Source organism: Escherichia sp. E2562 (assembly GCF_005781075.1).
Lineage (GTDB): Bacteria > Pseudomonadota > Gammaproteobacteria > Enterobacterales > Enterobacteriaceae > Escherichia.
This window is the reverse complement of the sequence record NZ_VATM01000002.1, coordinates 433,455-447,948: the sequence shown is the minus strand read 5'-3', so window position 1 is coordinate 447,948 and position 14,494 is coordinate 433,455. Positions and strand designations below refer to the sequence as shown.

Here is a 14,494-nt window from a genome sequence, read left to right as displayed (position 1 = left end):
AACCTGGTCTGCGGTCCGGTGCAAATCTGCTGGCATAAATTTGCCCGCTACTGGGATGTCGAGCTGCGTGAGATCCCTATGCGTCCCGGCCAGCTATTCATGGATCCGAAACGCATGATTGAGGCCTGCGACGAAAACACCATCGGCGTGGTGCCGACTTTCGGCGTGACCTATACCGGTAACTATGAGTTCCCGCAACCGCTGCACGATGCACTGGATAAATTCCAGGCCGACACCGGTATCGACATCGACATGCACATCGACGCCGCCAGCGGTGGTTTCCTTGCGCCGTTCGTGGCACCGGATATTGTCTGGGACTTCCGCCTGCCGCGCGTGAAATCGATCAGTGCTTCAGGCCATAAATTCGGTCTGGCTCCGCTGGGCTGCGGCTGGGTTATCTGGCGTGACGAAGAAGCGCTGCCGAAAGAACTGATATTCAACGTTGACTATCTCGGCGGTCAGATTGGTACTTTCGCCATCAACTTCTCCCGTCCGGCAGGTCAGGTGATTGCCCAGTACTATGAATTCCTGCGCCTCGGTCGTGAAGGTTATACCAAAGTACAGAACGCCTCTTACCAGGTTGCTGCTTATCTGGCGGATGAAATCGCCAAACTGGGGCCGTATGAGTTCATCTGTACGGGTCGCCCGGATGAAGGTATCCCGGCGGTGTGCTTCAAACTGAAAGACGGGGAAAATCCAGGATATACCCTGTATGACCTTTCCGAACGTCTGCGCCTGCGCGGCTGGCAGGTTCCGGCATTTACCCTCGGTGGTGAAGCCACCGACATCGTGGTAATGCGCATTATGTGCCGCCGTGGCTTCGAAATGGACTTCGCTGAACTGTTACTGGAAGACTACAAAGCCGCCCTGAAATACCTCAGCGATCACCCGAAACTGCAGGGTATTGCCCAGCAGAACAGCTTTAAACATACCTGATAACGTTTAAGCGGTAACGGTGTCCCGAAACGAACCCGTTTCGGGACAATTTCCGAAGTCTGTTCACTGGCATTAGCAACGGAAAAAATTGTTCTGAAAGCACTTCAGAGCAAAACAGGTGCGGTTCCACAGGACAACCGTTTTAGGGGGATAATATGGCTACATCAGTACAGACAGGTAAAGCTAAGCAGCTAACATTACTCGGGTTCTTCGCCATCACGGCGTCGATGGTAATGGCTGTTTATGAATACCCTACCTTCGCAACATCTGGCTTTTCATTGGTCTTCTTCCTGCTCTTAGGCGGGATTTTATGGTTTATTCCCGTTGGTCTTTGTGCTGCGGAAATGGCTACCGTGGACGGCTGGGAAGAAGGTGGCGTGTTCGCCTGGGTATCAAATACCCTGGGGCCGAAATGGGGATTCGCTGCAATCTCATTTGGCTATCTGCAAATCGCTATTGGCTTTATTCCAATGCTCTATTTCGTGTTAGGGGCGCTGTCCTACATTCTGAAATGGCCAGCACTGAATGAAGAGCCGGTAACGAAAACTATCGCGGCGCTGATTATTCTTTGGGCGCTGGCATTAACTCAGTTTGGCGGTACTAAATATACTGCCCGAATTGCGAAAGTGGGTTTCTTCGCGGGTATTCTACTGCCTGCATTTATTTTGATTGCATTAGCAGCGATTTATCTGCACTCCGGAGCACCGGTTGCTATCGAAATGGATGCCAAAACATTCTTCCCTGATTTCTCGAAAGTTGGCACTTTGGTTGTGTTTGTCGCCTTCATTTTGAGTTATATGGGGGTAGAAGCTTCCGCGACCCACGTCAATGAAATGAGCAACCCCGGGCGCGACTATCCACTGGCAATGTTACTACTGATGGTGGCAGCGATTTGCTTAAGTTCAGTAGGCGGTTTGTCCATTGCGATGGTGATTCCGGGTAATGAAATCAACCTCTCCGCAGGTGTAATGCAAACATTCACCGTGCTGATGTCTCATGTGGCACCGGAAATTGAGTGGACGGTTCGCGTTATCTCTGCCCTGCTGCTGCTGGGTGTTCTGGCGGAAATCGCCTCATGGATTGTTGGCCCTTCTCGTGGGATGTATGTCACCGCGCAGAAAAATCTACTGCCCGCCGCGTTCGCTAAAATGAACAAAAATGGTGTGCCGGTAACTCTGGTAATTTCCCAGCTGGTGATTACCTCTATCGCGTTGATCATCCTCACCAACACCGGTGGTGGTAACAACATGTCCTTCCTGATCGCACTGGCGCTGACGGTGGTGATTTATTTGTGTGCTTATTTCATGTTGTTTATTGGCTACATTGTGTTGGTTCTTAAACATCCTGACTTAAAACGCACATTTAATATCCCTGGTGGTAAAGGGGTGAAACTGGTCGTGGCTATTGTCGGTCTGCTGACTTCAATTATGGCGTTTATTGTTTCCTTCCTGCCGCCGGATAACATCCAGGGTGACTCTACCGATATGTATGTCGAATTACTGGTCGTTAGTTTCCTGGTGGTTCTTGCCCTGCCCTTTATTCTCTATGCCATTCATGACCGTAAAGGCAAAGCGAATACAGGCGTTACACTGGAGCCAATTAACAGCCAGAACGCGCCGAAAGGTCACTTCTTCCTGCATCCACGTGCTCGTTCACCGCACTATATTGTGATGAACGATAAGAAACACTAACCGTGTCTGAGTGGTAATAACACAAGGGAGCGAAAATTAATCGCTCCCTTTTGCGTACTTATTGCCGTATTGACTTGCCCCAGATAAGTACGAGAATAAGCGCACATCTGTTTACCGGAAATAAGCATATATGGATATCTGCTCCCGAACTGTGAAATCCGCGATTAAAAGGCCAGCGGCACTGGTTGCACTGGCTCTTTTACTGTGTAGTTGTAAAAGCACGCCTCCAGATTCAATGACGACACCACCAGCAGGCTCAAAACCACCAGCGACCGTACAACAATCGTCGCAACCTATGCGCGGTATCTGGTTGGCCACGGTGTCCCGCCTCGACTGGCCCCCCGTATCCTCGGTTAATATCAGCAACCCCACCAGCCGGGTTCGCGTGCAACAGCAGGCGATGATCGACAAACTAGAAAACTTGCAACGACTGGGAATTAACACGGTCTTTTTCCAGGTGAAGCCCGACGGCACTGCCCTTTGGCCGTCGAAGATTTTGCCATGGTCCGATCTAATGACCGGCAAAATTGGTGAATATCCTGGTTACGATCCGCTGCAATTTATTCTCGACGAAGCCCATAAGCGTGGGATGAAAGTACATGCCTGGTTTAATCCCTACCGCGTGTCGGTTAATACGAAGCCCGGAACTATCAGGGAACTGAATAGCACCCTGTCTCAACAACCGGCCAGTGTCTATGTTCAACATCGCGACTGGATCAGGACGTCAGGTGACCGTTTTGTTCTCGACCCAGGGATCCCTGAAGTTCAGGACTGGATCACATCGATAGTTGCTGAAGTGGTTTCTCGTTATCCGGTAGATGGCGTGCAGTTTGACGACTATTTTTATACTGAATCGCCGGATTCACGGCTTAACGATAACGAGACATACCGCAAATACGGTGGTGCATTTGCGTCAAAAGCTGACTGGCGGCGCAACAATACCCAGCAGTTAATTGCTAAGGTGTCGCACACCATTAAAAGCATTAAGCCGGAAGTCGAATTTGGTGTAAGCCCTGCGGGCGTCTGGCGCAATCGCTCACACGATCCGCTCGGTTCTGATACGCGCGGGGCCGCAGCTTATGATGAATCCTACGCAGACACTCGTCGTTGGGTCGAACAAGGCTTACTGGATTATATAGCCCCGCAAATTTACTGGCCGTTCTCGCGTAGCGCAGCACGTTATGACGTACTGGCAAAATGGTGGGCAGATGTCGTCAAACCAACCAAAACCCGTCTTTATATTGGTATCGCCTTCTATAAAGTCGGCGAACCTTCAAAGATAGAGCCAGACTGGATGGTTAACGGCGGCGTGCCAGAACTGAAAAAGCAGCTCGATCTTAACGACGCCGTGCCAGAAATTAGCGGCACGATTTTGTTCCGCGAAGACTATCTGAACAAACCGCAAACTCAACAGGCAGTTAGCTATCTGCAAAGCCGTTGGGGAAGCTAAACGCCCTTTCTTACTTTGTGACACTGCCGGTGCTTTAAACACCGGCTTGTCATCAACAAAACACACTCAACTAATAATCAAATCAACTTAAGTCGAATTGTTATAATTCCCCTGATAAAAACGTATGAATATGAAAAACCATACGATATTAACCATCACCGAAAAATAATTACGATAGGCTATACTCTTCAGAAGACCAGTAGCGTAGATTAAAACTGTCATAAGTCACTTATTTCGTTTCAGTATATCTTCATATTTCAGGAGAATATGGTGCCATAAACCTGTCCAAACGAGTTGCGTTTCGTTTTTCAATTCCGTCTGCCTTTCCAGCCGTATAAGGGTATGAATTATGGAGATGTATTTTAAAAGAATGAAAGATGAGTGGACCGGATTAGTTGCCCAGGTCGACCCCCTCATTCGTAACAAAGCGGCAGAAATTGCCGTAACGCATGCTCATTACTTAAGTGTTGAGTTTTATCGAATTGTACGCACTGACCCGCATGCCGAAGAGTTTTTGAGTAACGAACAGGTCGAAAGGCAACTTAAAAGTGCGATGGAAACGTGGATTATCAATGTGCTCTCTGCACAAACGGACGATGTTGAAAGACTTATACAAATCCAACATACCGTAGCCGAAGTCCATGCTCGTATTGGCATTCCGGTAGAAATTGTCGAGATGGGTTTTCGCGTGCTGAAAAAAATCCTCTACCCGGTAATATTTTCCTCTGATTATTCACCTTCTGAAAAACTTCAGGTTTATCACTTTTCGATTAACAGTATCGACATAGCTATGGAAGTGATGACCAGAGCATTTACCTTTAGCGACAGTAGCGCGGCTAAAGAAGACGAGAACTATCGTATCTTCTCATTACTGGAAAACGCCGAAGAAGAAAAAGAACGACAAATAGCCTCATTACTTTCATGGGAAATAGATATTATTTATAAAGTCCTGTTGGATTCTGATTTAGGCAGCAGCTTACCGTTAAGTCAGGCTGATTTTGGCCTGTGGTTTAACCATAAAGGTCGCCATTATTTTAGTGGCATTGCTGAAGTTGGTCATATCTCTCGCCTTATTCAGGATTTCGACGGGGTTTTTCATCAGACAATGCTCAATGCCAAAAATTTGAGTAACAAAAGTCTGCGCGTGAAGTTTTTATTACAGATACGAAATACTGTATCGCAAATTATCACCTTACTGCGTGAACTCTTTGAAGAAGTCTCGCGTCATGAAGTAGGTATGGATGTACTGACGAAATTACTTAACCGCCGTTTCTTGCCGACTATCTTCAAACGTGAAATTGCCCATGCCAATCGGGCCGGTACACCATTGTCTGTTCTGATCATCGATGTAGATAAATTCAAAGAGATCAACGATACATGGGGACATAACACAGGCGATGAGATTTTACGTAAAGTCTCACAGGCGTTTTACGACAACGTACGTAGCAGTGACTATGTTTTTCGCTACGGTGGCGATGAATTTATCATAGTGCTGACTGAAGCTTCAGAAAATGACACTTTGCGTACCGCAGAGCGGATCCGCAGCCGGGTGGAAAAAACCAAACTGAAAGCCGCAAATGGCGAAGACATAACCCTTTCTTTGTCCATTGGCGCTGCCATGTTTAATGGGCATCCTGATTATGAACGCTTAATTCAAATAGCCGATGAAGCTCTGTATATCGCGAAAAGACGAGGTAGAAACCGTGTTGAACTCTGGAAAGCCAGTCTTTAGATGCTCCCGGATGCAGAGGTAATCATGAAGCTAACCGATGCAGAAAATGCCTCCGACGGCATTTTTTTTCCCGCCCTTGAGCAAAATATGATGGGCGCGGTGTTAATTAACGAAAATGACGAAGTAATGTTTTTTAATCCTGCGGCGGAGAAGCTCTGGGGGTATAAACGCGAAGAGGTGATAGGCAATAACATTGATATGCTGATTCCCCATAATTTGCGCCCTGCGCATCCAGAATATATTCGCCATAACCGCGAAGGCGGTAAAGCGCGGGTCGAAGGTATGAGCCGGGAATTGCAGCTGGAGAAAAAAGATGGCAGTAAAATCTGGACCCGTTTCGCGCTATCCAAAGTCACTGCCGAAGGGAAAATTTATTACCTGGCGCTGGTACGTGATGCCAGCGTAGAAATGGCACAGAAAGAACAGACCCGGCAGTTAATTATTGCCGTTGACCATCTCGACCGCCCGGTCATTGTGCTGGACCCGGAACGCCATATCGTGCAGTGCAATCGCGCGTTTACTGAAATGTTTGGTTACTGCATCAGCGAAGCCAGCGGTATGCAGCCCGATACTTTGCTTAACATCCCTGAATACCCGGCAGATAATCGTATTCGCTTACAGCAACTGCTATGGAAAACAGCACGTGATCAGGATGAATTTCTGTTGTTAACGCGCACGGGGGAAAAAATCTGGATTAAAGCCTCTATTAGCCCAGTTTATGATGTGCTGGCTAATCTGCAAAACCTGGTGATGACCTTCTCCGATATCACCGAAGAACGACAAATTCGTGAGCTTGAAGGCAATATCCTCGCCGCGATGTGTAGCAGCCCGCCATTTCATGAAATGGGCGAAATCATCTGCCGGAATATTGAATCCATTCTTCATGAATCCCATGTGTCGTTGTATGCATTGCGTAATGGTATGCCGGTGCATTGGGCGTCGTCCTCTCATGGGACGGAAGTAAAGAATGCGCAAAGCTGGTCAGTCACCATTCGCCAGCGCGATGGCGCACCTGCCGGGATTCTGAAAATCAAAACAGCGTCCGGGGCGGTAACCAGCGCGTTTATCGAACGAGTGGCGGATATCAGCCAGCATATGGCCGCCCTGGCGCTGGAACAGGAAAAAAGTCGCCAGCATATCGAGCAGCTCATTCAGTTTGATCCGATGACCGGTTTGCCAAACCGCAATAACCTGCACAATTATCTCGATGGCCTGGTAGAAAATGCCGTCTCTCCGGTGGTGTATCTTATTGGCATTGACCATATTCAGGATGTCATCGACAGTCTGGGCTATGCGTGGGCCGATCAGGCGTTGCTGGAAGTGGTCAATCGCTTTCGCGAAAAGGTCAAACCTGACCAGTATCTCTGTCGTATTGAAGGTACACAGTTTGTCCTCATCAGCCCGGAAAACGACGTCAGTATCATTACCCAAATAGCTGATGAACTTCGCAACGTCGTCAATAAACCGGTCATGATTGACGATAAACCATTCCCGCTAACTTTAAGCATTGGTATCAGTTACGACATTGGTAAAAACCGGGACTACCTGCTTTCGACTGCCCACAATGCGATGGATTTTATTCGCAAAAACGGCGGTAACGGCTGGCAATTCTTTAGCCCGATAATGAACGAAATGGTGAAAGAGCGTCTGATTCTCGGTGCGGCGCTGAAAGAAGCTATCAGCAGCAACAAACTAAAACTGGTTTATCAGCCGCAGATCTTTGCGGAAACCGGTGAGCTGTATGGTATCGAAGCCCTCGCTCGCTGGTATGACCCACAGCATGGTCATGTTCCTCCTTCACGATTTATCCCCCTTGCTGAAGAGATTGGCGAAATCGAAAACATTGGTCGCTGGGTTATTGCTGAAGCCTGCCGCCAGTTAGCAGAATGGCGTAGCCAGAATATTCATATCCCGGCGCTTTCCGTTAACTTGTCTGCGCTGCACTTTCGCAGCAATCAGCTACCCAATCAGGTGTCTGATGCAATGCAAGCCTGGGGTATTGACGGCCACCAGCTGACGGTGGAAATCACTGAAAGCATGATGATGGAACACGATACCGAAATCTTTAAGCGCATACAGATCCTGCGCGATATGGGCGTAGGTTTATCTGTCGATGATTTCGGCACTGGCTTTTCTGGTTTATCCCGTTTGGTCAGTCTTCCGGTAACGGAAATCAAAATTGACAAAAGCTTTGTCGATCGTTGTTTGACCGAAAAACGCATCCGAGCCTTACTTGAAGCCATTACCAGCATTGGGCAAAGCCTCAATTTAACCGTCGTGGCGGAAGGCGTCGAAACCAAAGAACAATTTGAGATGCTACGCAAGATCCACTGTCGCGTTATTCAGGGATATTTCTTTTCCCGCCCCCTGCCCGCCGAAGAAATTCCAGGCTGGATGAGCAGCGTGTTACCGCTGAAAATCTGACAATTTTCTCTCGCCCGCACTCGCGGGGTTTAATTTGACGTGACACTGTCACTTAAATACTGTGATTTCCGCTACGATTCCTGGAGATTCCTCCTTTAAGTCCCCCTCTTGCACCAAAACTGCACTACGCTGCACAAATGTTGATCAAAAGTTAAAAAAATATAACTTTAAGCCAGCATTATGGCGCTTATCCCGACATGGCATGAGATCTGCATAAGCGGAAAGCGCAGCAATTTTTGTCTTATACAGGAACCGTTTATGTCGGATACCACCGAGCTGGTTGATTTAGCCGTTATCTTCCCTGAGCTGGAGATCGATTTGAAATACGCCTATAGCGATAACATCACAGGCAAGCCGATTTATCAGCAAGCGCGTTGCCTGTTACACAAGGATGCGATTACCGCGCTGGCGAAAAGCATCAGTATCGCCCAACTGTCAGGCTTACAACTGGTGATTTACGACGCGTATCGCCCACAACAAGCACAGGCAATGTTGTGGCAAGCCTGCCCTGACCCGCAATATGTCGTTGATGTGGCCGTAGGCTCCAATCACAGCCGTGGCACGGCAATTGACCTGACGCTTCGTGATGAGCATGGTTTCATTCTGGATATGGGGGCCGGATTCGATGAAATGCACGAGCGCTCCCATGCCTGGCACCCTTCCGTACCGCCCGCTGCCCAGCGTAATCGCCTGTTGCTGAATGCGATTATGACTGGCGGTGGCTTTATTGGTATCTCCAGCGAATGGTGGCACTTCGAATTACCGCAGGCTGCAAGTTACCCGCTGCTCGCTGACCAGTTCGCCTGTTTTGCATCTCCTACTACACAGCACGCTAGTTAATCAGGAAACTGTCATGAAAAGATCGATATCATTTCGCCCTACACTGATCGCAATCGTCCTTGCCGCCACACTGCCGGTTGCTCACGCCGCCGTACCAAAAGATATGCTGGTGATTGGTAAGGCCGCCGACCCACAAACCCTCGACCCGGCGGTGACGATTGATAATAACGACTGGACCGTAACCTACCCATCTTATCAGCGACTGATACAGTACAAAACGGACGATGATAAAGGCTCAACCGACGTTGAAGGCGATCTGGCAAGTAGCTGGAAAGCGTCTGATAATCAAAAAGAGTGGACGTTCACCCTGAAGGACAACGCTAAATTTGCCGATGGCACGCCGGTCACTGCCGAAGCTGTAAAACTCTCTTTTGAGCGGTTGCTGAAAATCGGCCAGGGGCCAGCGGAAGCATTTCCCAAAGATTTAAAAATTGACGCTCCTGACGAACATACGGTGAAGTTTACCCTTAGCCAACCATTCGCACCGTTCCTGTACACCCTGGCGAATGACGGTGCATCCATTATCAATCCGGCCGTCTTGAAGGAACACGCTGCGGATGATGCCCGCGGTTTCCTCGCACAAAATACCGCCGGTTCCGGACCGTTTATGCTGAAAAGCTGGCAAAAAGGTCAGCAATTAGTTCTGGTGCCAAATCCGCATTACCCCGGCAATAAACCGAACTTCAAACGGGTATCGGTAAAAATTATTGGTGAAAGTGCCTCCCGCCGCCTGCAGCTCTCCCGTGGCGATATTGACATCGCCGATGCGCTGCCCGTGGATCAACTCAACGCACTGAAGCTGGAAAATAAAGTCAACGTGGCGGAATATCCGTCACTGCGCGTCACCTATCTGTATCTGAATAACAGCAAAGCGCCACTTAACCAGGCGGATCTGCGTCGGGCCATTTCCTGGTCTACCGATTATCAGGGCATGGTTAACGGCATTCTTAGTGGTAACGGGAAACAAATGCGCGGCCCGATTCCCGAAGGCATGTGGGGATACGATGCGACGGCAATGCAATATAGCCATGACGAAACGAAAGCCAAAGCCGAATGGGATAAAGTAGCGAGCAAACCCACCAGCCTGACGTTTCTCTATTCCGATAACGACCCGAACTGGGAACCGATCGCCCTGGCGACACAATCCAGTCTCAACAAGCTGGGCATCAATGTGAAGCTGGAAAAATTGGCAAACGCCACCATGCGCGACAGAGTGGGTAAAGGTGATTACGACATTGCGATTGGCAACTGGAGTCCGGATTTTGCCGACCCGTATATGTTTATGAATTACTGGTTTGAGTCAGACAAAAAAGGTCTGCCGGGTAACCGCTCGTTCTATGAAAACAGCGAGGTCGATAAGTTACTGCGCAATGCACTCGCGACCACCGACCAGATGCAGCGTACCCGGGACTACCAGCAGGCACAGAAAATCGTCATTGATGACGCTGCTTATGTGTATCTGTTCCAGAAAAACTACCAACTGGCGATGAACAAAGAAGTGAAAGGCTTCGTGTTTAATCCCATGCTGGAACAGGTCTTCAATATCAATACCATGAGTAAATAACGTGACCTTCTGGAGTATTTTACGCCAACGCTGCTGGGGGCTGGTGCTCGTGGTGGCGGGCGTCTGCGTGATTACGTTTATTATCTCGCACCTGATCCCCGGCGATCCGGCGCGGTTGCTGGCAGGCGACCGGGCCAGCGATGCTATCGTGGAAAATATTCGCCAACAACTGGGGCTCGACCAGCCGCTATACGTGCAGTTTTACCACTACGTCAGCGATCTGTTTCATGGTGACCTGGGAACATCCATTCGTACCGGGCGTCCGGTGCTGGAAGAGTTGCGGATATTTTTCCCGGCGACGCTGGAACTGGCAGTTTGCGCCCTGCTGCTGGCACTCCTGATTGGCATCCCGCTGGGCATACTCTCTGCCGTCTGGCGAAATCGCTGGTTGGATCATCTGGTGCGACTAATGGCTATTACCGGAATCTCCACACCTGCGTTCTGGCTTGGGCTGGGCGTCATTGTGCTGTTTTATGGTCATCTGCAAATTCTTCCAGGTGGCGGAAGGCTTGATGACTGGCTGGATCCGCCAACACATGTAACCGGCTTTTATCTGCTCGATGCGCTGCTTGAAGGAAACGGTGAAGTCTTCTTCAATGCGCTGCAACATCTCATCTTACCGGCGTTAACCCTGGCGTTCGTTCACCTGGGAATTGTCGCCCGACAAATTCGCTCGGCGATGCTGGAACAATTGAGTGAAGACTACATTCGTACCGCCCGGGCCAGCGGCTTGCCCGGCTGGTATATCGTTTTATGTTATGCGCTACCCAATGCGTTGATCCCCTCGATTACCGTTTTGGGGCTGGCGCTGGGTGATTTGCTGTATGGCGCCGTGCTCACCGAAACCGTTTTTGCCTGGCCCGGAATGGGCGCCTGGGTAGTGACATCAATACAGGCGCTCGATTTCCCGGCAGTGATGGGCTTTGCGGTCGTGGTTTCGTTTGCTTATGTGCTGGTGAACCTGGTGGTGGATTTGCTCTATTTGTGGATTGATCCGCGTATCGGACGCGGAGGTGATGAATGATGCTAAGCGAGGAAACACCCGTAGTACGTCCGCAAAAACGAACGAGATTTAACCTTGCAAAACTGTTATGGATGCTGAAAGGCAGTCCGCTTACCGTGACCGGCGCAGTCATCATTGTATTAGTGTTACTGATGATGGTTTTATCACCATGGCTGGCGACGCATGATCCCAACGCCATTGATTTAACTACCCGCCTTTTGCCGCCTTCTGCGGCGCACTGGTTTGGCACCGATGAAGTGGGACGCGATCTGTTTAGCCGCGTACTGGTCGGTAGCCAGCAATCTGTTCTCGCCGGATTAGTGGTGGTCGCTATTGCTGGCATTATTGGTTCGCTGCTCGGCTGTCTTTCAGGCGTGCTGGGCGGGCGCGCAGACGCCATCATCATGCGCATTATGGACATTATGCTGTCGATTCCTTCGCTGGTACTGACGATGGCGCTGGCTGCCGCTCTCGGGCCGAGTTTGTTTAACGCCATGCTGGCGATTGCTATTGTGCGTATCCCGTTTTATGTACGCCTGGCGCGGGGGCAAACATTAGTTGTCCGCCAGTACACTTACGTTCAGGCGGCGAAAACCTTTGGCGCGTCACGCTGGCATCTGATCAACTGGCATATTTTACGTAACTCCCTGCCGCCGCTGATTGTGCAGGCATCGCTGGATATTGGTAGCGCGATTTTAATGGCCGCCACGTTGGGATTTATTGGTCTGGGTGCTCAACAACCGAGTGCTGAATGGGGCGCGATGGTGGCGAATGGTCGCAACTATGTACTCGATCAGTGGTGGTATTGTGCATTTCCGGGGGCAGCGATTTTGATTACTGCCGTCGGGTTTAATCTCTTTGGCGATGGTATTCGCGATCTGCTTGACCCGAAAGCAGGAGGAAAGCAGTCATGACCCAACCCGTTCTGGACATTCAACAACTGCATCTGAGTTTCCCCGGTTTTAACGGCGACGTTCACGCGCTCAACAATGTGTCATTGCAGATTAACCGCGGTGAAATTGTCGGTCTGGTGGGAGAATCCGGCTCAGGTAAATCAGTCACCGCAATGTTGATTATGCGACTACTGCCGGTAGGCAGTTATCGCGTGCATCAAGGCCAGATTTTACTGCTGGGAGAAGATGTTCTTAACGCTGGGGAAAAACAGCTTCGTCAGTGGCGTGGTTCTCGGGTAGCGATGATTTTTCAGGAACCGATGGCCGCCCTCAATCCGACACGTCGAATAGGTCTTCAGATGATGGACGTGATCCGTCATCATCAACCATTAAGCCGTCGGGAAGCCAGAACTAAAGCGATTGCTTTGCTGGAAGAGATGCAAATCCCGGATGCGGCAGAAGTGATGTCGCGCTATCCGTTTGAACTTTCAGGTGGTATGCGCCAGCGGGTAATGATTGCGCTGGCATTCTCCTGCGAGCCGCAATTGATTATTGCCGACGAACCGACCACGGCGCTGGACGTCACTGTACAGTTGCAGGTATTGCGCCTGCTTAAACATAAAGCCCGCGCTAGCGGAACTGCGGTGCTGTTCATTAGCCATGATATGGCCGTGGTGTCGCAACTGTGCGATAGCGTCTATGTAATGTATGCCGGAAGCGTAATTGAAAGCGGCGTGACGGCAGACGTTATCCATCTTCCCCGGCATCCGTACGCCATTGGTTTGCTGCAATGCGCACCGGAACATGGAATACCGCGTCAGCCCTTACCCGCCATCCCAGGGACGGTGCCAAATCTCACCCGTTTGCCTGACGGCTGTGCTTTTCGCGATCGTTGCTATGCGGCAGGTGCACAGTGTGAAAACGTCCCGGCGCTGACAGCGTGTGGTGACAACAACCACCGCTGCGCCTGTTGGTATCCGCAGCAGGAGGTCATCAGTGTCTGACACGTTATTAACGTTACGCGACGTCCATATCGATTTCCCTGCCCGCAAAAACTGGCTTGGCAGAACTACCGAGTTTGTTCATGCCATTAATGGCATAGACTTGCAGATCCGCCGTGGTGAAACCTTAGGGATCGTCGGAGAATCCGGCTGTGGCAAAAGTACCCTTGCGCAGTTGCTGATGGGTATGCTGCAACCGAGTCACGGGCAGTGCACTCGTTCAGGATCACAGCGCAAAATGCAGATGGTATTTCAGGACCCGCTCTCTTCTCTCAATCCTCGCTTACCGGTGTGGCGCATCATCACGGAACCGGTATGGATTGCAAACCGCGGTAGTGAGCTACAGCGGCGGGCGCTGGCAGAGGAACTGGCTGTACAGGTGGGGATTCGACCGGAGTATCTCGACCGCCTGCCTCATGCGTTCTCCGGCGGGCAGCGACAACGCATCGCCATTGCCAGAGCACTCTCTTCGCAACCGGATGTGATGGTGCTTGATGAACCCACCTCGGCGCTGGATATCTCCGTGCAGGCGCAGATCCTCAATTTGCTGGTAGCGCTACAGGAAAATCGCGGGCTGACCTATGTGCTGATTTCACACAATGTCTCAGTGATTCGTCATATGAGCGATCGGGTGGCGGTGATGTATCTCGGGCAGATTGTGGAACTGGGCGACGCTCAGCAGGTGCTCTCTACTCCGGCACATCCATACACCCGATTATTGCTGGATTCCCTCCCCGCCATTGATAAGCCGCTGGAGGAAGAATGGGCATTGCGTAAAACAGAACTACCAGGAAACCGCACGCTGCCACAGGGCTGTTTTTTCCGCGAACGCTGCCCTCTGGCAACCAGTGGATGTGAAGTCCGGCAATCATTAGCAATAAGGGAGGACGGACGTGAGATCAGGTGCTGGCGGGCGCTGTAGAGATGCGGAATCCGGCTATTGCATGTCTGTTCTGGCCG

General features: G+C 50.4%; 11 protein-coding genes. All 11 read left to right on the top strand.

Going from position 1 to position 14,494, the window contains the following annotated elements; translation table 11 throughout:
• Nucleotides 1-936, top strand: a 936-nt coding sequence (locus tag FEK43_RS03935; protein ID WP_138158432.1) for a glutamate decarboxylase, incomplete at its 5' end; no start/stop codon positions are given.
• 155 nt (nucleotides 937-1,091) lie between these two features.
• Complete coding sequence (gene gadC / locus FEK43_RS03930) at nucleotides 1,092-2,627, top strand: acid resistance gamma-aminobutyrate antiporter GadC (protein WP_130210471.1); 1,536 nt, start codon at nucleotides 1,092-1,094, stop codon at nucleotides 2,625-2,627.
• Nucleotides 2,628-2,757: 130 nt separating this feature from the next.
• On the top strand, nucleotides 2,758-4,077 hold the full coding sequence (locus tag FEK43_RS03925) for a glycoside hydrolase family 10 protein (RefSeq protein WP_131162621.1): 1,320 nt from the start codon (nucleotides 2,758-2,760) through the stop codon (nucleotides 4,075-4,077).
• 349 nt (nucleotides 4,078-4,426) lie between these two features.
• A complete protein-coding gene (dosC, locus tag FEK43_RS03920; protein ID WP_130210475.1) occupies nucleotides 4,427-5,809 on the top strand; it encodes a diguanylate cyclase DosC in 1,383 nt (460 codons plus the stop codon).
• Between the two features lie 24 nt (nucleotides 5,810-5,833).
• Entirely contained in the window at nucleotides 5,834-8,233 is a 2,400-nt protein-coding gene (gene dosP, locus FEK43_RS03915; RefSeq protein WP_138158430.1) for an oxygen-sensing cyclic-di-GMP phosphodiesterase DosP, read from the top strand.
• 258 nt (nucleotides 8,234-8,491) lie between these two features.
• Nucleotides 8,492-9,073, top strand: coding sequence for a D-alanyl-D-alanine dipeptidase (ddpX, locus tag FEK43_RS03910; RefSeq protein ID WP_135406604.1), 582 nt, complete (start codon nucleotides 8,492-8,494; stop codon nucleotides 9,071-9,073).
• A 13-nt stretch (nucleotides 9,074-9,086) separates the two neighbouring features.
• On the top strand, nucleotides 9,087-10,637 hold the full coding sequence (locus tag FEK43_RS03905) for an ABC transporter substrate-binding protein (protein ID WP_135406602.1): 1,551 nt from the start codon (nucleotides 9,087-9,089) through the stop codon (nucleotides 10,635-10,637).
• Nucleotide 10,638: 1 nt separating this feature from the next.
• Complete coding sequence (locus FEK43_RS03900) at nucleotides 10,639-11,661, top strand: ABC transporter permease (protein WP_131162619.1); 1,023 nt, start codon at nucleotides 10,639-10,641, stop codon at nucleotides 11,659-11,661.
• Complete coding sequence (gene ddpC, locus FEK43_RS03895; protein ID WP_130210485.1) at nucleotides 11,658-12,554, top strand: D,D-dipeptide ABC transporter permease; 897 nt, start codon at nucleotides 11,658-11,660, stop codon at nucleotides 12,552-12,554. The genes FEK43_RS03900 and ddpC overlap by 4 nt, the downstream gene beginning before the upstream one ends.
• Nucleotides 12,551-13,537 (top strand): ABC transporter ATP-binding protein, encoded by a 987-nt coding sequence (locus FEK43_RS03890; RefSeq protein ID WP_135406600.1) that lies wholly within the window; start codon nucleotides 12,551-12,553, stop codon nucleotides 13,535-13,537. The genes ddpC and FEK43_RS03890 overlap by 4 nt, the downstream gene beginning before the upstream one ends.
• The gene (locus FEK43_RS03885; protein ID WP_135406597.1) at nucleotides 13,530-14,456 is read left to right on the top strand and encodes an ABC transporter ATP-binding protein; all 927 of its coding nucleotides are present in this window, start codon (nucleotides 13,530-13,532) and stop codon (nucleotides 14,454-14,456) included. Before FEK43_RS03890 ends, FEK43_RS03885 begins: the two co-directional genes overlap by 8 nt.
• Nucleotides 14,457-14,494: the final 38 nt, after the last annotated feature.